A 21,625-nucleotide genomic window follows, 5' to 3' on the forward strand; every position below is an offset into this window, starting at 1 on the left:
AACCTATTTTAAAAACTCTTTTCTTTTACCACTTGAATTTCGATGATTTGGACATATTATGTCTTTGAACAAAGTTAAATGGCCTATTCTTGCCCTAAAGGAGCTGAAATGAAGCGTATATTTCTATTGATTGCGACTAACCTAGCTGTGTTGCTAGTAGCCTCAATTGTGATGTCTATTCTAGGCGTGAACACGTCTACTATGGGTGGACTGCTGGTGTTCGCTGCCATTTTTGGATTCGGTGGGGCCTTTATCAGCTTAGCCATTTCAAAATGGATGGCGAAAAAGACCATGGGTTGTGAAGTCATCACTACCCCACGTGACAGTACCGAACGTTGGTTAGTGGAGACGGTTGCCCGTCAAGCTAAGCAAGCTGGGATTAAAATGCCAGAAGTGGCGATTTATCAATCACCAGACATGAATGCGTTCGCTACTGGTCCAAGTAAAGATAATTCATTAGTGGCTGTCAGTACGGGTCTATTATATGGTATGAGCCAAGATGAAATTGAAGGCGTATTAGCCCACGAAGTGAGCCACGTTGCTAACGGTGACATGGTGACCTTGACACTGATCCAAGGTGTGGTTAACACGTTCGTGATCTTCGCGGCCCGTGTGGTTGCTGGTATTATCAACAACTTCGTGTCGAGTAATGATGAAGAAGGCGAAGGTTTAGGTATGTTCGCGTACATGGCCGTTGTTTTCGTACTGGATATGTTATTCGGTATCTTGGCTTCAATTATCGTCGCTTACTTCTCACGTATTCGTGAGTACAAAGCCGATGAAGGTGCAGCACGTTTAGCGGGTAAAGGTAAGATGATTGCTGCGCTTGAGCGTTTACGCCAAGGCCCTGAAAGTACGGCAATGCCTGCACAAATGTCAGCCTTCGGTATTAACGGCAAACGTTCAATGGCAGAAATGATGATGAGTCATCCTCCATTAGAGAAACGTATTGCTGCGTTAAGAGCAAGCTAATAGATAGTGAGTTAGATTTTAAGTTTTAAGACTCACAATTTCGGGCTCAAACTTTGGTTTGAGCCCGATTTTTTATGCCTGCCATTTAACTCACATTTGATGAAGCAAAAAGACGCCGCTATGAGAATCATCACACCGCGTTAAATACCATCGCAGGTAAATCGCTGTAGATTCATGCGGGTTGTGCGTTCTGTCTTGATGCAACAAATCATACCTGCAGCAAATTATGCTGCGCTGTTGCTGCAAGGGCGCGATAGACCAGTGTCGTTTGTTTTGCTTTGATATTCCAATGCTGCCAAAACAGCGGCACGCGCATGCGCCGTTCAGGGGTGATCTCAATCAGTATCCCTTTATCGATTAATGGTTTAGCTTGTAAATGCCCAACGAGTCCATAACCTAAACTCAAGTTAATCGCTTCTAAAAAGCTCTCGGAAGAGGGGATCGTATGTTGCCACCATTGCCCTGGCGTCATATTGAAATACTGGGCGAGAAACTTCTCGTGAAGCTTATCTTTGGTGGAGAACACCACTGCTGGCGCCTTTGCTAACTGAGCTTGGTTGATGGTGTTGAATGACGAGGTGTTACTAAATGATGGAGTGTCGCTCAGATCGCTAAAATAGCGCGCGGCAAATTCGGGCGTGGCTACACACCAATATTCCATCGTGCCTAAAAACTCACTGCTGCAACCCGCCATCGGCACTTCGGTTGTGGTGACACATCCGACCGCTTCACCATTTTTCAATAGATGATGGGTGTAAGACTCATCATCGACAATTAATTCCAATAACCAAGCGTGGCGACTGAACATGCCTGCTAGCGCAGGTAAAAACCACGTGGCCAAACTGTCGGCATTCACAGCGATGCGCACTGTGGTTGGATGGTTGGGATCGTCGGCGTCCATCTCGGCTCTTAATTCACTCTCTAGTAATTGTACCTGTGAATAGTGGCGCAACAGGCGCTTACCTGTGGGCGTTGCGACCACAGGATTGGAGCGAATAAGCAGTGACTGACCGACTTTTTCTTCAAGTTGTCGAATGCGCTGTGATACCGCCGACTGGGTGATGTGCAGCACTTTGGCGGCGCGGTCGAAGCCGCCTTCCGAGACCACAACGGCGAGCGCTTTGAGATTCGCGTATTCCAGCATAGTCATCCTCAAATGAGTGTGTTTGGACGGTTATTAATTTTACTTATGATACATAAAAAACATTAGTTATATTAATTTTGTTGTTTTGACTATGCTAGCGCCTTCTTTGAACATGAGAGGTGGTTATGCAAGCGGCATTTATACAGGGTATGGGGATTGGTGGGAGTTTGATTATTGCTGTGGGCGCACAAAATGCCTTTGTGCTCAAGCAAGGCATCAAGCGCTCATACCCGTTACCGATTGCCTTGCTCTGCTCAATCATTGATGCGCTGATGATCACTGCGGGTGTAGCGGGGCTAGGACATATTATTGAGTCGTTTCCCACTATTAAGCATGTGGCGAGTTTCGGTGGCGCCGCGTTTCTACTCTGGTATGGTGCGAATGCACTAAAGGCGTCGTTTGTGGCTAAGGGTATTGAGATGGATCAAGCCGATAATGCGGACACATTTAAGAAAGCCGTACTGACGACGCTTGGGATCAGTTTACTTAATCCGCATTTGTATCTTGATACTGTGGTGTTACTCGGCAGCATTAGCACTCAATTTGATGATTTCGATCGGCCTTGGTTTGGCGCGGGTGCCGTACTGGCATCATTTATTTGGTTTTTTGGCTTAAGTTTTGGTGCGCGTTTGTTAGCGCCCATTTTTACTCGCCCAGCGGCATGGCGTTACCTTGACCGTTTTATTTGGTTAACCATGTGGAGCATTGCCGCTGCGATTATTTGGCCCTATGTGGCAGGATAACCGGTGTTGGGATGCCATAGAATACGGGCATAGCTGAATACTTTTGCGGTTTTTTTGCTCGGTTAGAACGTATCTTGTGATATGAAAGTGAAAATTTTTCATGAAAAAGGTCCTGATTTCAGGACCTTTTCGTTATCGATTGCCGATTATTTATTCAGGCTACCAAGATCAACTGACAACGTTTACACTTTTGTGCCGATTAAAGCAGCAGCTTGAAGCCTTGTATTCGTCGTCATATTAGTCATTAACCCGCGATTTGCGCGAGTACGACTTCATGGTGATCTTTGGTTTTAAACTTATCGAATACGTGGGCGATGGTGCCGTCGGTATTGATAAGGAAGCTTAATCTGTGGATGCCATCATAGGTTTTTCCCATGAATTTCTTTTCACCCCAGACCCCAAAAGCGTCGGCGACACTGTGGTCTTCATCGCTCAGCAAAGTGAAGTTGAGTGCTTGTTTCTCTGCAAATTTAGCCAGTTTAGCCACAGGATCTGGGCTAATGCCAAATACAGTGACATTATGACTATCGAGCTCGGCTTTACTGTCACGTAGACCGCAGGCTTGAACTGTGCAACCCGGCGTTGATGCTTTCGGGTAAAAATACACTAAAACAGGGCCTTGCTTAAGGCTGTCAGCCAGCGATACTGAGTTGCCATGTTGATCTTGCAGTGTAAAGTGAGGCGCTTTTGCCCCAGCCGTTAAGGTATTCATCTATTATCCTCTGTCCTCTAAGATGGCAGTGCCTTCCATACGACGAATAGTACAATCTAAGGTCATATCTTGGGCGAGCTGATAGATACTCTGTTCGAGCTTTTCTAGTTCAACTTTTTCAGGAATATTAATGGTTAGCGACACATTTTGCGTTTGTTCACCACCGGGGAGTTCCTCAGAAAATGAACGTACTGCGGCAAGATCTAATGACCTGTCAGCAAGGAACTGGGTAATACGTTTAATGGTGCCGCGTTGGTCTTTACCCGTAAAGCGTACTTCGAGGCGAGAAAGGTAGTTTTGTGGTGTGTGTTTAGAGGTGCGTTTCATCACCGTCAGCAGTTCTAACTCAACGCTGAGACTGGGGAACATACTTTCAATTTTCGTTATTGATGCCCACGAGCCAGACAACATCATAATCAGGGTAAATTCGTTACCAAATAATGCCATACGGCTGTCGACGATATCGCAGTCACAGTCACTGGCAAGTCGAGCTAGTTTACTTACAAGTCCAGGACGGTCGAGACCCATCGCTGTTACGACCAGGAAATTGGTCATGAATTTTCCTCACTTTTTCGATATCATAGAGCGAAAACTCAGGGTTAAAGCTGAGTTTTTGTGCGGGATGTAATGCTACCATAACTAATTCAATTTGAGAGCCCCGTTAATGCTTGTCATTAGTGGTTGGCATCAGTACCATAGCGAATCCTGAAATCTTGGGGAAAGTCAGATGATAAACGGAAGCATCGTAGCCTTAATCACGCCAATGAACAGTGATGGCTCAGTAGATTTTGCAAGTCTTGAAAGGTTAGTCGAATTCCATATTGACCAAGGCACAGATGCCATTGTGGCCGTTGGTACTACTGGCGAGTCAGCGACTCTGCCTATGCCTGAGCATGTAGCGGTCGTTTCACAAACCGTTAAATTTGCTGCGGGACGTGTTCCTGTCATTGGTGGCAATGGCGCCAATGCCACATCTGAAGCCGTTGAGCTCACCAAGTCCTTATCTAAGGTGGGTGTTGCTGCTATGCTTGGCGTAACGCCATATTATAATAAGCCAACGCCTAAGGGATTGATTGCGCATTATAAAGCCGTGGCCGCTAGCACAGATATTCCACAAATTCTTTATAATGTTCCAGGCCGTACAGCCGTTGATATGCTGCCAGAAACTGTTGCCGAGCTTGTTAGCGTAAGCAACATTATTGGTGTAAAAGAGGCGACAGGTGACTTATCCCGTGTAAAACGTCTGCGCGAACTGTGCGGCGACGATTTCCTCTTGTATAGCGGTGATGATGCCACTGCCAGAGAGTTTTTACTCTTAGGTGGAAATGGCGTAATTTCTGTTGCTAACAACATAGTACCAAAGGCTTTTAAAGCTATGTGTGATGCGGCGCTCGCGGGCCATGCCGAGCTGGCTCAGAGCATCGATACCCCGCTGCGCGGTTTGTATAGCACACTGTTTTGTGAAGCCAACCCTATCCCAGTAAAATGGGCTGCCCATCGTATGGGTTTGATTGAATGTGGCCATATTCGTTTACCTTTGACTGAACTTTCTGAGCAATGTCATGGTCTGTTGATAGAAGCAATGACTCGTGCCCAGATAGAGGTTAAATAATTAATGTTAAAGAAAGTCACTCCACTGATCTTAGTTGCTGCTGTTGCAGCCTGTAGTTCGCCACTTGATCGCCGTCAAGCGAACGGTAACGACGACTATGTTCAGGCCGAGCAAGCGCCTTTGCTTAAGATCCCCGCGGGATTAAAAACGCCACCCTACAATAAAGAATTCGATGTACCAGCACTGGGTTCTAAAGTGAATGCTTCGCTGTATGGCAAAAACTTAGATATCCGTCCGCCACTGCAAGTACTGCCAATGGCGGAAGGTACTCATGTGGAAGAGGGCAGTGACAACATTAAAATCGTAGTTGAATCCATAGACAATGCTGTGGATTTGAAACAAGAAATCTTCACAAACTTAGATGGTTTCTTTGCTCAAAAAGGTATTGCTGTTCGTAGCCGTGATTTTGACAAAGGCAACGTAGAAACCGATTGGATTGAAAGTCGTGAAGTGATTGAATCGAGCATGTGGGGTGCGGATAAAGTTTATCTGTTGCGCCAACGCTATCGTTTTGATGTGGAAACACGTCCACATGGTCGCACTGCCAATATCGTTATTCACTTAGTTGAACACGAAGAGTTCTACGACGATAAAGCGCAACAAGTTTTATTAAGCGGTGAAGATAAGCAAAGATACACTATTGATATGCTGAACAGCGCCATTGCGTATATCAGCGTTAAGCGCGACCAAGCGATCCAATCGAATCGTTTGAAGCAAACCTTAGGTATTAATGTAGATCTCGTGACGCCTGAAGAAGGTAAAGCTTACTGGTCTGCTAAAGCCTCTTACAAGCAAGTATGGGATCGTCTACGCATAGTGCTACCTGAAATGGGCTTTGAAATTGCCGATATGGATAGTGCTAAAGGATTGTACTTTATCAAGTTTGACGATAACTCTGGTTTCTGGAGTTCATTGTGGGGCGAAGATAAGTTAGCACTGAAAGAAGGTAGCTACCGTTTACTGCTTGAAGATGGTGATACTCCAGAAGAAACGAAAATCTTCCTTCGCGATAACGAAGATCAGCCATTAAGCGATGAAGTAGTTAGCAATGTGTACCAGTCACTGTCAAACCTGATGAAAGAAGAACGTCAAATACGTTAATTTCAGCAGTTGACTAGAAAAGGGCGAATTATCGCCCTTTTTTATTGGCTGCAATTTGAGTTTTAAGCAGGGGATTGTCGATTATCTAGGCGATCTGTGTTGCAGAATTAAATTATCTATATACCAATCTTTTTCAAATGGTTTTAGTGATAAATGTTGATTTAGTGGTGATAAGTAAAATTAATCACTTAAAAACCTTGTTATCGTACTGCATTCTGGCAACTCAACCATTGATATCGCCAAAGACACTTAATCATACATATTTTGCGCTATCAGCGTAATTTGTAAGAAAAAGTAAAACGTATTGATGCGATGATGTGAGTGAGTAAACTAGCCGTCATTAATGCGAGTCATTCCTTGGAAGCCCGATGAAAAAAATTATTCTAATAATCGCCATATTGGCCGCGGCATGGTTTGGATACCAAGCCATGCAACCGCAAGAGATTGCTGCAGCCCAGATTAAACTCATACCTAATGTTGTGATTGCCACTGCCGCTATGGCGCCCATTCGCGATGAAGTTGAAGCTATTGGTAGCAATAAAGCCACAGAATCTGTAACGATAACGCCTAAAGTTACCGACATGGTGATAGCGCTTAAATTTGACGACGGCGATATCGTTAAAAAGGGCGAGTTATTAGTCCAACTGCAAAATGCTGAGCAGATCGCTAAGGTTAAAGCCGCGCAAGTCAAAGTCAGTGATAATCAACGTGAATTAGCTCGGATCAGTTCGTTGGTGACTAGCCGCACTGTGGCCGAGTTAGAACGCGACAGATTACAAACCCTTATTGATACCACCCGTGCCGAGCTCGAACAGGCACAATCATCACTCAATGATCGCAGTATTCTGGCGCCTTTTAATGGCCGTTTAGGTTTACGTCAAATCAGTGTGGGCAGCTTAGTGTCGCCCGGCACTGTGATTACGACATTGGATGATATTTCTACCATTAAGCTCGATTTTTCAGTGCCAGAGCGCTTTATTCAAGATTTAGAGCCAGGTAAAAAGGTGGAAGCCAAAGCGGTCGCTTTCCCTGATGTGACTTTCAAAGGTGTGGTGACATCGATTGATAGCCGCGTGAATCCAACCACGCGCACAGTGATCGTTCGCGCCGAAATCCCAAATCCTGAGCTGCGTTTATTACCGGGCATGTTGATGAAGGTTAAACTCATCAAGCGTAGCCGCGAGGCCTTGATGTTACCTGAATCTGCCATTATCCCGATCCAAAACAGCCATTATGTTTATAGCGTCAATGCTGACAAGGTGATTGAACGTAAACAAGTCACTATTGGTATTCGCACCCGTGGCTGGGTGGAGATCTTAGACGGTTTAGCCTTGGGCGAAAACGTGGTGATCCGCGGCTTACTGAAAGTTCATCCTGGGGATAAAGTGCAAACGGAGTTCGCGGAAAAGTTTAGTTATCTTGCCGATACGAACGCGGAGCCAAGTGTATGATCCTTACTGATCTCTCGGTCAAACGTCCCGTATTTGCCTCAGTGATCAGCTTGCTGCTGGTCGCTTTCGGGCTTGTCTCCTTTGATAAATTACCCCTGCGCGAATACCCAAACATAGATCCGCCAGTGGTATCTATCGACACGAATTACCGCGGTGCCAGTGCTGCCGTGGTGGAAAGCCGCATTACCCAATTGATTGAAGACAGGATCAGTGGCGTCGAAGGCATTCGTCACGTGAGTTCATCGAGCAGTGATGGCCGCTCATCGGTTACCTTAGAGTTTGATATTAGTCGTAATATTGAAGATGCAGCTAACGATGTGCGCGACAGGATATCAGGTTTACTCGACAATTTACCCGATGAAGCTGATCCCCCAGAAGTACAAAAGGCCAATGGCAGTGATGAAGTGATCATGTGGCTCAATCTCGTGTCGGATCAAATGACGACCCTAGAATTGACCGATTACACCAACCGTTATTTGTCGGACCGCTTTTCGGTGGTCGATGGTGTGGCGCGGATGCGTATTGGTGGCGGTAAGGTTTACGCCATGCGCGTTTGGCTTGACAGACAAGCCTTGGCCTCTCGCAGTTTAACGGTTGCCGATGTTGAGGCCGCGCTCAGAGCTGAGAACGTCGAGTTACCTGCAGGTTCGATAGAGTCGAAGGAGCGGCACTTTACAGTGCGACTGGAGCGGGGTTATCGCACTGCCGAAGATTTCGCAAACTTAGTGATCACCCAAGGGGAAGACGGTTATTTAGTCAAACTGAGCGATGTCGCGCGGGTGGAAATTGGCTCTGATGAAGAGCGGATTATGTTCCGTGGCAACAAAGAGGCAATGATAGGTTTAGGCGTGTCTAAACAGTCAACCGCCAATACGTTAGAAGTGGCGCGCGCAGTGAACGCGCTGGTTGACAAAATCAACCCGACCTTGCCAGCGGGCATGTCGATTAAACGCAGCTACGATAGCTCAGTGTTTATCGAAGCCTCGATTAAAGAAGTGTATCAAACCCTGTTCACAGCGATGATTTTAGTGATTATCGTGATTTATCTGTTCCTTGGCAGCGTGCGCGCTATGTTGATCCCCGCGATCACTGTGCCTGTGTCTCTGCTCGGCACCTTTATTGTGCTGTATGCGCTAGGTTATACCATTAACCTCTTGACCTTATTGGCGATGATCCTCGCCATCGGTATGGTGGTGGATGATGCGATTGTGATGCTGGAAAACATCCATAGACGTATCGAAGAAGGAGATTCCCCACTCAAAGCTGCTTTTCTCGGTGCGCGTGAAGTGGCTTTTGCTGTTATCGCGACTACACTCGTGTTGGTCGCGGTCTTTATGCCAATCACTTTCCTTGAGGGTGACTTAGGTAAACTCTTTAAAGAGTTTGCCGTGACCATGAGTGCGGCCGTGCTGTTCTCTAGCCTAGTGGCGCTTACACTCACGCCCATGATGTGTTCTAAGTTGCTTAAGCCGAGCTCGCAGGATTCTTGGTTGGTGCGTAAGGTCGATGGCATAATGACAAAAGTGTCAAATCGGTATCAATTGTCCTTAAAATCCGCCATGGCCCACCCTATATTGGTGTCGATTCTGGTGTTAGTCGCATTAGGTTCTAGTGTCTATTTAGTCCAAAAAGTACCGCAAGAATTTGCGCCACAGGAAGACCGTGGTTCGTTATTCTTGATGGTCAACGGGCCACAGGGCGCGAGTTACGAATACATAGAATCCTATATGAATGAAGTGGAAAACCGCTTGATGCCATTGGTCGAAACGGGTGATATCAAACGTCTGCTCATTCGTGCCCCCCGTGGTTTTGGCCGCGCGGCGGATTTCTCTAACGGTATGGCAATCATAGTACTGGAAGACTGGGGCAAACGTCGTCCAGTAAAGGAAGTTATCGTCGACATTAATAAACGTCTTGCCAATCTCGCCGGAGTGCAAGCGTTCCCTGTAATGCGCCAAGCCTTTGGTCGCGGTGTAGGTAAACCTGTGCAATTTGTGATTGGTGGACCTAGCTACGAAGAGCTTGCCCGCTGGCGCGATATCATGATGCAAAAGGCGGCCCAGAATCCCAAATTATTAGGATTAGATCACGATTATAAAGAGACTAAGCCTCAACTTCGTGTCGTCATCGACAGAGACAGAGCCGCGAGCCTTGGGGTGTCGATTTCAAACATTGGCCGTACGTTGGAATCCATGCTGGGCTCACGCTTAGTGACGACGTTTATGCGTGACGGTGAAGAATACGATGTGATCGTTGAAGGCGAGCGCGATAATCAAAATACTGCGGCAGATCTGCAAAATATCTATGTTCGTTCCGAGCGCAGTCAGGAGCTTATTCCGCTGTCTAACTTAGTGACTGTGGAGGAGTTTGCCGACGCCAGTTCACTGAACCGTTACAACCGTATGCGCGCGATCACCATAGAAGCCAGTTTAGAAGATGGCTATAGTCTGGGTGAAGCCCTTGATTATATGAATCAATTGGCGCGTACCCATTTGCCAGCGGAAGCGGTGATTAGCTACAAGGGCCAATCCCTCGATTATCAAGAGTCGGGTAGCTCTATGTACTTCGTATTCATCCTCGCACTGGGGATTGTATTCCTCGTGCTCGCGGCGCAGTTTGAGAGTTATATCCACCCTGTGGTGATCATGCTTACTGTGCCGCTGGCTACCGTCGGTGCATTAATTGGTTTGTGGCTTACGGGGCAGAGTCTTAATATTTACAGTCAGATAGGCATTATTATGCTGGTCGGGTTAGCCGCGAAAAATGGCATCTTGATTGTCGAGTTTGCTAACCAATTGCGGGATAAAGGCGTTGATTTTGATAAGGCCATTATCCAAGCGTCAGCGCAGCGGTTACGACCTATCTTAATGACAGGGATCACCACTGCTGCTGGTGCCGTGCCATTGGTATTGGCGGTAGGCGCGGGTGCTGAAACTCGTTTTGTGATTGGTGTGGTTGTGCTATCGGGGATTTTACTGGCAACCCTATTCACTATCTTCGTGATCCCAGCCGCTTATGGACTCTTTGCCCGCAACAGCGGATCGCCCGAAGCCATCGCCCAACAGTTAGAAAAAGAATTAGCCCAAGACTAACGCCTCGTGCGGGCTGATGTTGAAAGCACACGAAAGTCCACATATATAGGCGCTTGGTATTCATCAAGCGCCTTATTTTTCGCCATTCGAACCTCGTTTTAGCCCTTGCCCTTGAAAAGCAAATTTGGAGCCCCATTTAGTAAACACTAAGCGTTACTTTTACCAAATTGCGTAACAAATAAAGGAAAATTTCATGTCACAACAAGAAACTCATGGTTTTCAAACAGAAGTCAAACAGCTGTTGCATTTGATGATCCATTCTTTGTATTCCAACAAAGAAATTTTCTTGCGTGAACTGGTCTCCAACGCTGCGGATGCGGCGGACAAGCTGCGTTATCTGGCGTTGACCAATGACGCACTCTATGAAGGCGACGGTGAACTGCGAGTCCGTATCAGTGCCGATAAAGAAAAAGGCACTGTGACCATCGAAGATAACGGCGTGGGTATGACCCGCGACGGCGTGATTGAGCATTTAGGCACAATCGCAAAATCAGGCACCGCTGATTTCTTTAAGAATCTATCGGGCGAATCCTCAAAGGATTCACAGTTAATCGGCCAATTTGGTGTCGGTTTCTATTCGGCTTTTATTGTGGCGAAAAAAGTCACCGTTCGCACTCGCGCTGCCGGTCATAAGGCCGATGAAGCCGTATTGTGGGAATCTGAAGGCGAGGGTAACTTCACCGTTGATACCATCACTAAGGCGAGCCGTGGTACTGAAATCACGCTGCACCTACGTGACGAAGAAAAAGAATTTGCCGATGATTGGCGCCTGCGTTCGATCATCACTAAATACTCAGATCATATCTCTGTGCCAGTCGAAATGTGGCAAGAAGGCTCGCCAGAGCGTGATGGTCCTGATGGCGAAAAAATTCCTGCGACCGAAGGTCAATGGAAAGTCATGAACAAAGCCACGGCTTTGTGGATGCGCAATAAAGCTGACATCAGTGACGAAGAGTATCAAGAGTTTTATAAACACATTTCCCACGATTACACCGACGCACTACTGTGGAGTCATAATCGGGTAGAAGGTAAGCAAGAATACACTAACCTATTGTATATTCCTGCAAAAGCGCCTTGGGATATGTGGAATCGCGACCGTAAACACGGCCTAAAACTGTTTGTGCAACGTGTGTTCATCATGGATGACGCCGAGCAATTTATGCCATCTTATCTGCGCTTCGTGCAGGGCTTAATTGACTCAAACGATCTGCCGCTGAACGTATCCCGCGAAATTCTGCAAGATAACCACGTGACCAAAGCGATGCGTACTGGTATCACCAAACGTGTGCTTGGCATGCTGGAAAAACTGGCGAAAGACGATGCGGAAAAATATCAACAGTTCTGGGCTGAATTTGGTCAAGTGCTGAAAGAAGGGCCTGCGGAAGATTTCGCCAACCGTGAGCGTATCGCGGGCTTATTACGTTTTGCCTCGACCCACACGGGCAGTGCTGCGCCGACTGTGTCACTTGATGACTACATCAGCCGCATGAAAGAAGGCCAAACTAAGATTTATTACATTGTTGCCGACAGCCATGAAGCCGCCGCTAACAGCCCACATTTAGAGTTGCTACGTAAGAAAGGCATTGAAGTCTTACTGATGTCAGAGCGTATCGACGAGTGGCTAATCAACCACTTAACTGAGTACAAAGAGAAACAATTGCACTCAGTGACCCGTGGTGATTTAGAACTTGGCGAGTTGGAAGATGCATCTGAAAAAGAAGCGCAAGAAAAGCTTGAGCAAGAATCGGTAGCTTTAGTTGAACGCATTAAAACGGCATTAGGCTCAACCGTTGCGGATGTGAAAGTCACGTCACGCTTAACCGACACTCCTGCCTGTGTGGTGGCGGGTGAAGGCGAAATGTCGACTCAGATGATCAAGCTGATGCAAGCTGCGGGTCAACCTGTGCCAGAAGTGAAGCCGACATTTGAGATCAACCCAGCGCACCCATTAGTATCGCGCTTAAATGATCTTCAAGATGAAGCCGTCTTCGCGGATTGGTCAAATCTGCTGCTGCAACAGGCGCAATTATCTGAAAAAGGTAGCCTTGCGGACCCATCGGCCTTTATCAAGCTGATGAACCAAATGTTACTGGCTAACATGAAGTAAATGACTATCGGGGCCCTTCTTTGAACGGCCCCGATATTGTTTCTAGTGCAGGAAGAGTGGTTTGCGCCTAGCCTGTCACTCAATCCGTTAGCGGTAAGACTCGATTTTAAGACTCGGTTCTAACGCTTAGTTTTAAAAGAATAAGGCCTCCCATGATAGAGGCCTTAAATGTTAAGGGAATACTATGGATAATATCCTCAGTCTGACTAAAGACAATATTCAGCAAGTGGTTGACGCCTCGATGCAACAGATCGTGGTGTTAGCATTTTGGGCACAGCCGCAGGAACAAAGTGTGGCTATGCTGCACACCTTAGAGAAAATTGCCGCGCAAAATGCGGGTCGATTCGTGCTCGCAAAAGTTGACTGTGAAGCCGAATTAGAAATTGCCAATTACTTTCGGATTCAAAGTCTACCGACCACGTTAGTATTGGATAAAGGTCAGCCTGTCGATGGTTTTGCGGGGGTGCAAGATGCGGCGCAAGTCACGGCTATGCTGGATAAATATTTACCGCCTATGTGGCAGTTACAGTTAGCACAGGCCAAAGCATTACTCGCCCTGAGTCAAGTTAGCGCAGAGGATCTTGCCACTGCCGCCGTGTTGCTTAAAGACGCGCATGCGGGGTCAAATCAAGCGGGTGAGGTGAGTCTAGTGCTTGCCGATGTGTATCTGATGCAGGGCGAATTAGTGTTAGCACAAGCCATGCTTGAGAAGGTAGGGCTTGCTGACCAAGATGGTTACTACCAGAGTTTAAAAGCTAAGCTCGTACTTGCCTTAGATGCGGCGGATACCCCTGAAATTCGCGATTTGCAGCAAAAGTTTGAGCAAAATCCAACAGATTTAGTGTTATTACTCGAGCTGAGTAAGGCATTGCATGCTGCCCACCGCGATGATGAAGCATTAGAACTGTTATTCGGTGTGCTAAGTAAAGATTTAGGTGCTGAAAATGGCACAGTAAAACAAGTATTTATGGAAGTATTAACGGCACTTGGCCAAGGTAATCCCATAGCCAATCAATACCGCCGTAAGCTCTATACTTTGCTCTATTAATGAAAAAAATCGCTTAGTAACCGCAGTTTATTTGCGGTTTCTGAGGCTAAAGTCGAAGCTAAAACCCTTCTCAATGGCGGCCAGATGTGCGAAGATCGCCGCCCTAAGAAGAATATCAATGCGAAAAGAGGACTCTTGAGATGCGCATTATCCTATTGGGCGCCCCAGGTGCCGGTAAAGGTACCCAGGCCCAGTTCATTATGGAACAGTATGGTATCCCACAAATTTCCACTGGTGATATGTTACGTGCCGCGGTAAAAGCGGGTACTCCACTGGGTTTGGAAGCGAAAAAAGTGATGGATGCTGGCCAACTGGTTTCTGATGATCTGATCATCGGTCTGGTTAAAGAGCGTATCGCACAGGAAGACTGTGTTAAAGGTTTCTTGTTAGACGGTTTCCCACGTACCATCCCACAGGCGGATGCGATGGCAGCAAACGGTATTAGCATTGATCACGTGATTGAAATCGACGTGCCAGACGAAGAAATCGTTAAGCGCATGAGCGGTCGCCGTGTTCACCCAGGTTCTGGCCGTGTTTACCATGTGGTTTTTAATCCACCTAAAGTGGAAGGTAAAGACGACGTGACGGGCGAAGATTTAGCTATTCGTCCAGATGATGAAGAAAGCACAGTGCGTAAACGCCTCGCGATTTATCACGAGCAAACTAAGCCGCTGGTTGAATACTACGGTAAAGTGGCTGCCGCTGGCCAAACTCAATATAACAAGTTTGACGGTACTCAATCGGTTGCGGCCGTGAGTGAGCAGTTAGCTAGGGTATTGAAATAACCGAATAAAGGTTAATTTACGAGAACAAGTTCTCATATTAAGAAAAAGCCTGCCGATGCAGGCTTTTTTTATGGGTATCGCAATGTTAGCCTCCAAGTGAACTTCATTAACCATGAGCCTAACGTTGAATCCTTCCCCTGCTTTTGGTGTGTTATTGGTTAACCTCGGCACGCCTGATCAACCTAGTCCTAAGGCCGTTAAACGCTTTTTAAGGCAGTTTTTAAGTGATCCGCGTGTCGTCGATTTATCGCCGTGGATTTGGCAACCGCTGCTGAACGGCATTATCCTCAACACCCGTCCGACGAAAGTCGCCAAACTTTACCAAAGCGTGTGGACGCAGGAAGGCTCGCCCTTGATGGTGATAAGTGAGCGCCAAGCACAAAAACTGGCGGTGGACTTAAGCGCAACCTTTAACCAGAGCATTCCGGTTGAACTGGGTATGAGTTACGGCAATCCCTCCATCGATGCGGGATTTAAACGCCTGAAAGATCAAGGAGCAGAGCGTATTATTGTGCTGCCTTTGTATCCCCAATATTCCTGCTCGACGGTGGCAAGTGTGTTCGATGCCGTTGCCCGTTATCTTAAAACCGTGCGTGACATGCCGCAGGTTCGCTTTAATAAAGACTATTTTGACCATAGCGCTTATATTGCTGCGCTGGCACACAGTGTGACGCGCCACTGGAAAACCCATGGGCAGGCCGACAAGTTGCTCTTGTCATTTCATGGTATTCCACTGCGTTATGTGAAAGAGGGCGATCCATACCGCGAGCAGTGTTTTGTCACGGCTAAACTGTTGGCGCAAAAACTTGAGCTGAGCGAGTCGCAATGGCAAGTGTGCTTCCAATCGCGCTTTGGCCGCGAAGAATGGTTAACGCCCTACGCCGATAAATTACTGTCCGAGTTACCTGCGCAAGGGATCAAAAGTGTCGATGTGATTTGCCCTGCGTTTGCGACCGATTGCCTCGAAACCTTAGAAGAAATCTCCATTGGTGCTAAGGAAACCTTTTTACATGCGGGTGGCAGCGACTATCGGTTTATCCCTTGTTTGAACGACGATGAGTTACACATTGAATTATTACGGCAATTAATCCAAGAACAAGCGGTATCTTGGGCCCATACCCAAGCCACCTGAAGATACGAGTTTCAGAGCGCCTAGGGTGATTCAATTCAAGGCGCATCAATGACAGAATGTCGGCCACCTTTTGAATTGATGCAACACGGAAGTGAAGTGCCCTAGGCGCTCCGTTCCGGCGGCAGATGTTAAACACGAGGTAACGCACTTTATGCCGTGTTGGTTATTCTTAACTTAGTCCACTAGGTCTGCAAATAGCCGCAATCGCCATGTATGGCGTGAATGCCATTTATGCAGGAGCAATAAATGGCCTTGTCTGAACCATTCCGTTAAATTCCCGCTGAATCCTGCATCTTCAGGTTGTTTGGGTATTGGAGCACTGGCTTCGAACTGATTTTGTGATAGAATCTGCGCCCTTCCGGCTAAGGGGTGGTTTTTTTGTCTCGCTAGCCTAGACTCAATATTTTTAGGATGCTGCTTGGCTTGACCGCCTCGGCAGACGCCAATTAGCATGGATGCCAGGAAAAGAGAGCCACTATGAAGTTTCCCGGTCAGCGTAAATCTAAACATTATTTTCCGGTTAAAACCCGAGATCCGCTGCTTGAACAGCTGACTCAACAGCCTCAGCCGTTTGCGACCTATATCAGCGGTATTGATCAAACCTTAGTGGATATCGAAGCGAAAGTGGAAGACGAATTGCTGAGCCGTTATGGCTTGCCCAAAGGCAATTCTACCTTGATCAATGATGAACAGGCCCACAGACTCTACACTGAGTTAAAAATTCATGGTTTGATTAGCGATGAATTTGCTGGTGGCACTATTGGTAACACAGTGCACAACTATTCTATTCTGGCCGATGACCGTTCAGTGCTGTTTGGGGTAATGAGTCAGAATATCGAAGTGGGCAGTTACGCCTACCGCTATTTATGTAATACCTCTTCTAAAGTCGACCTTAACTTTCTACAACCTGTAGATGGTCCTATCGGTCGCTGTTTTACCCTGATTTCTGAGTGCGGCGAGCGAACATTTGCGATCAGCAAAGGCGCTATGGATAAACTCACACCTGAATTTATCGATAAAGACGTGGTGCAGGGCAGTTCAGCCTTAGTGTTGACCGCGTATTTGATGCGCGCTAGCGATGGCGACCGTATTACCGATGCGGCCATGTGCGCTATCGAATATGCAAAAGCCGCCGAAGTTCCCGTGGTATTAACCTTAGGCACGCGTTTCTTGATTGAAGAAGATCCACAATGGTGGCAAAACTTCATCAAAGAACATGTCACCATTTTGGCGATGAATGAAGACGAAGGTGAAGCCTTAACGGGTTCACGGGATCCTCTGCTTGCCAGTGAAAAAGCCTTGGAATGGTGCGACATGGTATTAACCACAGCGGGTCCAATCGGGCTTTATACTGCGGGTTATACTGAAGATTCTGAAAAACGCGAAACGACTCACACGCTGTTGCCGGGTGCTATCCCTGAATTTAATCGTTATGAATTTTCCCGTCCAAAGCTTAAAAGTGACTGTGAAACACCAATCAAAGTCTTTGCCCACATTTCACCTTACATGGGCGGCCCTGAAAAAATCGGTAACACTAATGGCGCTGGCGATGGCGCATTATCGGCGTTATTGCACGATCTGGCGGCCAATACTTTCCACAAGACTAACGTGCCAGGCTCAAGTAAACATAAGCGTGATGGCCTATGTTATTCCTCGTTTTCTCAAGTGTGTAAGTATGCTAACCGCGTCGCCTATGAAGTCTTAGCTCAGCATAGCCCGCGTTTATCCCGCGGTTTACCTGAGCGCGAAGACAGCTTAGAAGAATCCTACTGGGAAAGATAAGTCGGTAGCTGTATTGGTATTAAGCTGACTGATTTACGCTAGGGCAATAACGGCAAACCGTTGTTGCCCTTATTTTTATGGTGTTTATCAATAATCAATTAACTAAGCATTAATTTTAACTACAGGCAGTTGCGAATAAATGTTAACGTTAGTTGGGTTCAGGTAGTCCAAATACAGCGATAATTTAAGGTGGAATTTTCGGTGAAAGCGCAAATCTTAAGAGAAATGAAGGTACTCACGGCTATAGAGCCTGAGTTCGAAGTGCAACGTCGTGTCGCGTTTATTAAAACCAAACTAAAAGAAGCGCGAAGCAAGGCATTGGTATTAGGGATCAGCGGTGGGGTGGATTCTTCTACTGCTGGGCGTTTGTGTCAGTTAGCGGTGGACAGTTTAAACCAAGAAAATAGCCAAGGCGGTTACCAGTTTATCGCTGTGCGATTACCCTATCAGATCCAAAAAGATGAGCATGAGGCGCAATTAGCCTGTCAGTTTATTCAGCCCTCTAAGTTGGTCACTGTGAATGTGCATCAAGGGGTTGATGGTGTGCATAGCGCTGCCGTTGCCGCGTTAGTCGAAGCTGGACTGCCTTTGCCCGATGTGGCGAAAGTGGATTTTGTGAAGGGTAACGTTAAAGCCCGTATGCGGATGATAGCGCAATACGAACTCGCCGGACTCGTAGGCGGGCTTGTGGTGGGGACAGATCACAGCGCCGAAAATATCACAGGTTTTTATACCAAGTGGGGCGATGGTGCCTGCGATTTAGCGCCATTATTTGGTCTTAACAAGCGCCAAGTTCGCCAACTCGCCGCGTATCTTGGTGCGCCAGAATCGTTAGTCTATAAAGCGCCGACCGCGGATTTAGAAGACAATAAACCTTTACTCGAAGATGAAGTCGCGCTTGGTCTAACCTATGCGCAAATCGATGATTTCCTTGAGGGTAAAGACGTTGGCAAGGCGGTTGAGGACAAGTTGATTGGTATTTATAAGGCGACACAGCATAAACGTCAGCCTATTCCAACCATTTACGACTAATCCTGAATCGTCCTTGAATATGCACTCGTTTGAACTCTGTTCACGAGTGCTTGTTTATGCCTTTGTTATTTGGTGACTAATGCTGTGGTGACAGCCGTTACCACAATCATAATGGAATTATTCACTGTGGTGGTGCTCAGGCGTTGCTAAGTGTTGGCGTGTCAGGGCGATCAGTTGGTTTGGGTATTGGCGATAATCCAAATAGGGCGTGAGTAAACAATGCTGTCTTGGCGAAGATGGCAGCTTAAGTGCGGTTATGGATTTATCTTGGGCAGTTAAATGCTGTGCATTGTAATCGTGCTCGGACATGGTGAGCCCTAAAGCATTTACGGCCACTTGCCCCGCAATGAGATGAATCTTAGCGTTTGCCATCAGCTCTATAGCGCCTATGCAGATCATTTCATTTTGCTTGAGTAACACTTGGTCACGATAGCTGCGCCAATCTTCTCCATCCGTGCTGATTTTTGCCATAATAGTGAAGATCTTACGCCAATGATTGCCATTTAACGCTATGAGAGCCCCGACAGCGTCTGGTTGAGTGTAATGCCAGCTCTCAGGTACCAGCGGCGCGGTAGGAAGATAGTAGACGAACCTAGCGTGTGGATTACCGATTATCATCGAGAGTGTATAAGTTTCGTTGGAATAAGACTATTTTCGATCCTAACCCGATTAAGGCCTATGCGGCTAATAAAATTGCGAGATGAGTAAATTGGGGTGACTAAATTGGAGTGATTAAATTGTACTGCTTAAGTGGTTTTTATCGCGGTAAAACGTTTGAAGGATGTTTTTATCTACCCGTATAATCTAGTTGCACATTTTATCTTCATGTAGGAACAGCGATGAAGGCTATCATCATAGGTTCGACAAAACACCTATTTTTAGCTGCAGTGTATGCGAGTACTGGCATAGTGGTGGCGTTACTCGCGACAGGGATCTATTTTCTTAATGCGCGCCCTGAGCTGTCACTTTGGCATACGGTTGAGCTAAAAAATGAGTTCCATTATAATACTAAACTCGCTAATTTTAATGAGTACTTAGCGTTAGAAGACCGCTTATTCGCCGAAGTTGAGCACAAAGTTGTACAGAAAATTCCTGCCTCTGAACTATCTCCCGTGAACCGCTATGTCAAAAATAGCTTATCTGATCCTGCCCATTGGCCACAAAACTGGAATCGCAGTTATGAATGGCCTGTGGCTAATGCCGAATTTGGAGTATTACTGCTCCACGGTATGTCGGATTCGCCCTATGCTCTATCCAATGTGGCAGTGCACTTTAAAGGTAAAGCTCATGTGCTCGGTTTAAGACTGCCAGGACATGGCACGATTCCAAGTGGATTGACTGAGCTTTATTGGCAAGATCTGGCCGCAGCGGTTAATTTAGCCACAGCGCATATGCGGCAAATTCTGAAAGATAAACCATTATTTGTGGTGGCTTTTTCGACGGGTGCCGCCGTCGCGCTGAACCATGAGTTAGAACGTATCAGCCATAATAAAACCCCAGATTATGATGGAATGATTTTTATCTCTCCCGCGATAGGGCTAGCGCCATCTGCGGCGGCCGCACGCTGGCAGAGTTGGATAGGACGATTGTTGGAGCTGGATAAACTGCAATGGAACAGTATTCAAGTGGAGTACGATCCCTTTAAATACACCTCTTTTGCGGTTAATGCGGGCGATGTAGTTTATCAATTAGCCCTGCGTAACCAAGGTTTATTGGCAGGATTAACGCCGCAGCAACGGGCGCAAGTTCCGTCGATACTCACCTTTCAGTCGGTAGTGGATGCAACCGTTTCAACCGCGGCGGTGGTGAATAATCTGTATCAAACATTGCCTGAAAAAGGCCATGAGCTAGTGTTGTTTGATATGAACCGACTCGATGTAAATGCCAAGATGGTGTCCAATGATCCGCTTGCGGGCTTGTTGGCGAACATTAATAACCCTGAGTTACATTATCGTGGCACTGTGGTGGAAAATATCAGTAATGAAACCACGCAGGTTCAGGCGCGATACTTTGGTTTAGATGAACTGGGTTTAGATGAACAGAATTTAGATACACAGGATATAGACGCACAGGGTAAAGTGCTCACTCAGGTCAGTGAAAACGTGCGGATATTAGATTTATATTGGCCTGCAGGTGTGTATTCCTTATCCCATGTTGCGCTACCTTTTGGCATAGATGATGGGCTTTATGGTGCCGTGATCCAGCCTGATTTACATAGGATCCAAATCGGAGCCTCAGCTTCGCGGGGAGAGCGCGGCTTGTATAGCGTGTCAGCATCTGAAATGTTACGACAGAAATGGAATCCCTTTTTCCCATATCTACTCGAGCGCATGGATGAGTACCGACTCGCCCATATGCACTCGCATTGAATGATGATTGAGTAAACGGGTGTCATTATGTCTGTTCTGCAGCTAAATCCTGTTTGAGTATGGTCGTAATCAGTATCGAGCAATCATTATCGACGAAAATTGTGTCATTCAGAACATAAACTAAGCAGTTGATCAAAGAGATGTAATGAAGCCCTTGCGCAGTTGCGAGGCAATTGCTACAGTTCTGGCTCGCTTAAGATAAACCCCATAAACAGTATCTTAGGTGATAAGTAATTGAGCAAAAACCGTAAAGATTATCGCTAAACAATATTTAGCTAAGTCAGCACAGGTATGCAATATACTTAAAAATTCGGTATGTAGCGCAGCCCGGTAGCGCACTGTCATGGGGTGTCAGGGGTCGGAGGTTCGAATCCTCTCATACCGACCAAATTCCTCTTTTTATAAGAGTTAAAAAGCCTGCAAACTTAATCGTTTGCAGGCTTTTTTATTTTAGTGCGATTTTTAAATTCATTTTAGTCATACCAAAAGACTGAGGTATATGTATGGTAAAGTGTCTCCAGTTTGAATCATGAAAAAACATAA

Annotated in this window: 17 protein-coding genes and 1 tRNA gene; 14 read left to right on the plus strand and 4 right to left on the minus strand. The window is 46.5% G+C overall.

What is annotated here, in order from left to right:
* The first annotated feature begins 108 nt into the window (after positions 1-108).
* Positions 109-972 carry a protease HtpX gene (htpX, locus tag KFE26_RS08655; RefSeq protein ID WP_006082065.1) on the plus strand — a complete coding sequence of 288 codons (864 nt, stop codon included), beginning with the start codon at positions 109-111 and terminating at the stop codon, positions 970-972.
* Positions 973-1,180: 208 nt separating this feature from the next.
* Here the strand turns inward: htpX and KFE26_RS08660 are convergent, their stop codons facing one another.
* On the minus strand, positions 1,181-2,116 hold the full coding sequence (locus KFE26_RS08660; protein ID WP_113940883.1) for a LysR family transcriptional regulator ArgP: 936 nt from the start codon (positions 2,114-2,116) through the stop codon (positions 1,181-1,183).
* A gap of 125 nt (positions 2,117-2,241) precedes the next feature.
* On the opposite strand from KFE26_RS08660, the gene KFE26_RS08665 reads away from it, so the two are divergent.
* Positions 2,242-2,859, plus strand: a complete 618-nt coding sequence (locus tag KFE26_RS08665) for a LysE/ArgO family amino acid transporter (RefSeq protein ID WP_028759646.1) — start codon at positions 2,242-2,244, stop codon at positions 2,857-2,859.
* A 244-nt stretch (positions 2,860-3,103) separates the two neighbouring features.
* Here KFE26_RS08665 and bcp read toward each other — a convergent pair whose 3' ends face one another.
* The gene (gene bcp, locus KFE26_RS08670) at positions 3,104-3,571 is read right to left on the minus strand and encodes a thioredoxin-dependent thiol peroxidase (RefSeq protein WP_113940881.1); all 468 of its coding nucleotides are present in this window, start codon (positions 3,569-3,571) and stop codon (positions 3,104-3,106) included.
* A gap of 3 nt (positions 3,572-3,574) precedes the next feature.
* Positions 3,575-4,126, minus strand: coding sequence for a glycine cleavage system protein R (locus KFE26_RS08675; protein WP_028759648.1), 552 nt, complete (start codon positions 4,124-4,126; stop codon positions 3,575-3,577).
* Positions 4,127-4,298: 172 nt separating this feature from the next.
* Between KFE26_RS08675 and dapA the strand changes: the two genes are divergently transcribed.
* From dapA to nadE, 10 genes are all read left to right on the plus strand, one after another.
* Positions 4,299-5,183: a 4-hydroxy-tetrahydrodipicolinate synthase gene (dapA, locus tag KFE26_RS08680; protein ID WP_131523286.1), complete on the plus strand. Its 885-nt coding sequence runs from the start codon at positions 4,299-4,301 to the stop codon at positions 5,181-5,183.
* A gap of 3 nt (positions 5,184-5,186) precedes the next feature.
* Entirely contained in the window at positions 5,187-6,284 is a 1,098-nt protein-coding gene (bamC, locus tag KFE26_RS08685; RefSeq protein ID WP_198572357.1) for an outer membrane protein assembly factor BamC, read from the plus strand.
* Between the two features lie 368 nt (positions 6,285-6,652).
* Complete coding sequence (locus tag KFE26_RS08690; protein WP_173244299.1) at positions 6,653-7,735, plus strand: efflux RND transporter periplasmic adaptor subunit; 1,083 nt, start codon at positions 6,653-6,655, stop codon at positions 7,733-7,735.
* A complete protein-coding gene (locus tag KFE26_RS08695) occupies positions 7,732-10,827 on the plus strand; it encodes an efflux RND transporter permease subunit (protein ID WP_212600167.1) in 3,096 nt (1,031 codons plus the stop codon). The genes KFE26_RS08690 and KFE26_RS08695 overlap by 4 nt, the downstream gene beginning before the upstream one ends.
* A 193-nt stretch (positions 10,828-11,020) precedes the next feature.
* On the plus strand, positions 11,021-12,934 hold the full coding sequence (gene htpG, locus KFE26_RS08700; protein ID WP_212600168.1) for a molecular chaperone HtpG: 1,914 nt from the start codon (positions 11,021-11,023) through the stop codon (positions 12,932-12,934).
* 184 nt (positions 12,935-13,118) lie between these two features.
* Entirely contained in the window at positions 13,119-13,982 is an 864-nt protein-coding gene (locus KFE26_RS08705) for a tetratricopeptide repeat protein (protein ID WP_212600169.1), read from the plus strand.
* Positions 13,983-14,122: 140 nt separating this feature from the next.
* Positions 14,123-14,767 (plus strand): adenylate kinase, encoded by a 645-nt coding sequence (gene adk, locus KFE26_RS08710; protein ID WP_028759655.1) that lies wholly within the window; start codon positions 14,123-14,125, stop codon positions 14,765-14,767.
* Positions 14,768-14,879: 112 nt separating this feature from the next.
* The gene (gene hemH / locus KFE26_RS08715; RefSeq protein ID WP_212600170.1) at positions 14,880-15,899 is read left to right on the plus strand and encodes a ferrochelatase; all 1,020 of its coding nucleotides are present in this window, start codon (positions 14,880-14,882) and stop codon (positions 15,897-15,899) included.
* A 477-nt stretch (positions 15,900-16,376) separates the two neighbouring features.
* Positions 16,377-17,681, plus strand: coding sequence for an inosine/guanosine kinase (locus KFE26_RS08720; RefSeq protein ID WP_028759658.1), 1,305 nt, complete (start codon positions 16,377-16,379; stop codon positions 17,679-17,681).
* Positions 17,682-17,882: 201 nt separating this feature from the next.
* Positions 17,883-18,713 (plus strand): ammonia-dependent NAD(+) synthetase, encoded by an 831-nt coding sequence (gene nadE / locus KFE26_RS08725; RefSeq protein ID WP_212600171.1) that lies wholly within the window; start codon positions 17,883-17,885, stop codon positions 18,711-18,713.
* Positions 18,714-18,830: 117 nt separating this feature from the next.
* Here the strand turns inward: nadE and KFE26_RS08730 are convergent, their stop codons facing one another.
* Positions 18,831-19,331, minus strand: coding sequence for a DUF6942 family protein (locus tag KFE26_RS08730; RefSeq protein WP_212600172.1), 501 nt, complete (start codon positions 19,329-19,331; stop codon positions 18,831-18,833).
* Positions 19,332-19,552: 221 nt separating this feature from the next.
* Between KFE26_RS08730 and KFE26_RS08735 the strand changes: the two genes are divergently transcribed.
* Together KFE26_RS08735 and KFE26_RS08740 are read left to right on the plus strand one after the other, a co-directional pair.
* Complete coding sequence (locus KFE26_RS08735; protein WP_212600173.1) at positions 19,553-21,082, plus strand: carboxylesterase; 1,530 nt, start codon at positions 19,553-19,555, stop codon at positions 21,080-21,082.
* Positions 21,083-21,393: 311 nt separating this feature from the next.
* Positions 21,394-21,470, plus strand: a tRNA-Pro gene (locus KFE26_RS08740).
* The last annotated feature ends 155 nt before the right edge of the window (positions 21,471-21,625 follow it).

The sequence above is a fragment of the Shewanella sp. M16 genome (genome assembly GCF_018224605.1).
In the GTDB taxonomy this organism is placed as follows: Bacteria; Pseudomonadota; Gammaproteobacteria; order Enterobacterales; family Shewanellaceae; genus Shewanella; species Shewanella oncorhynchi.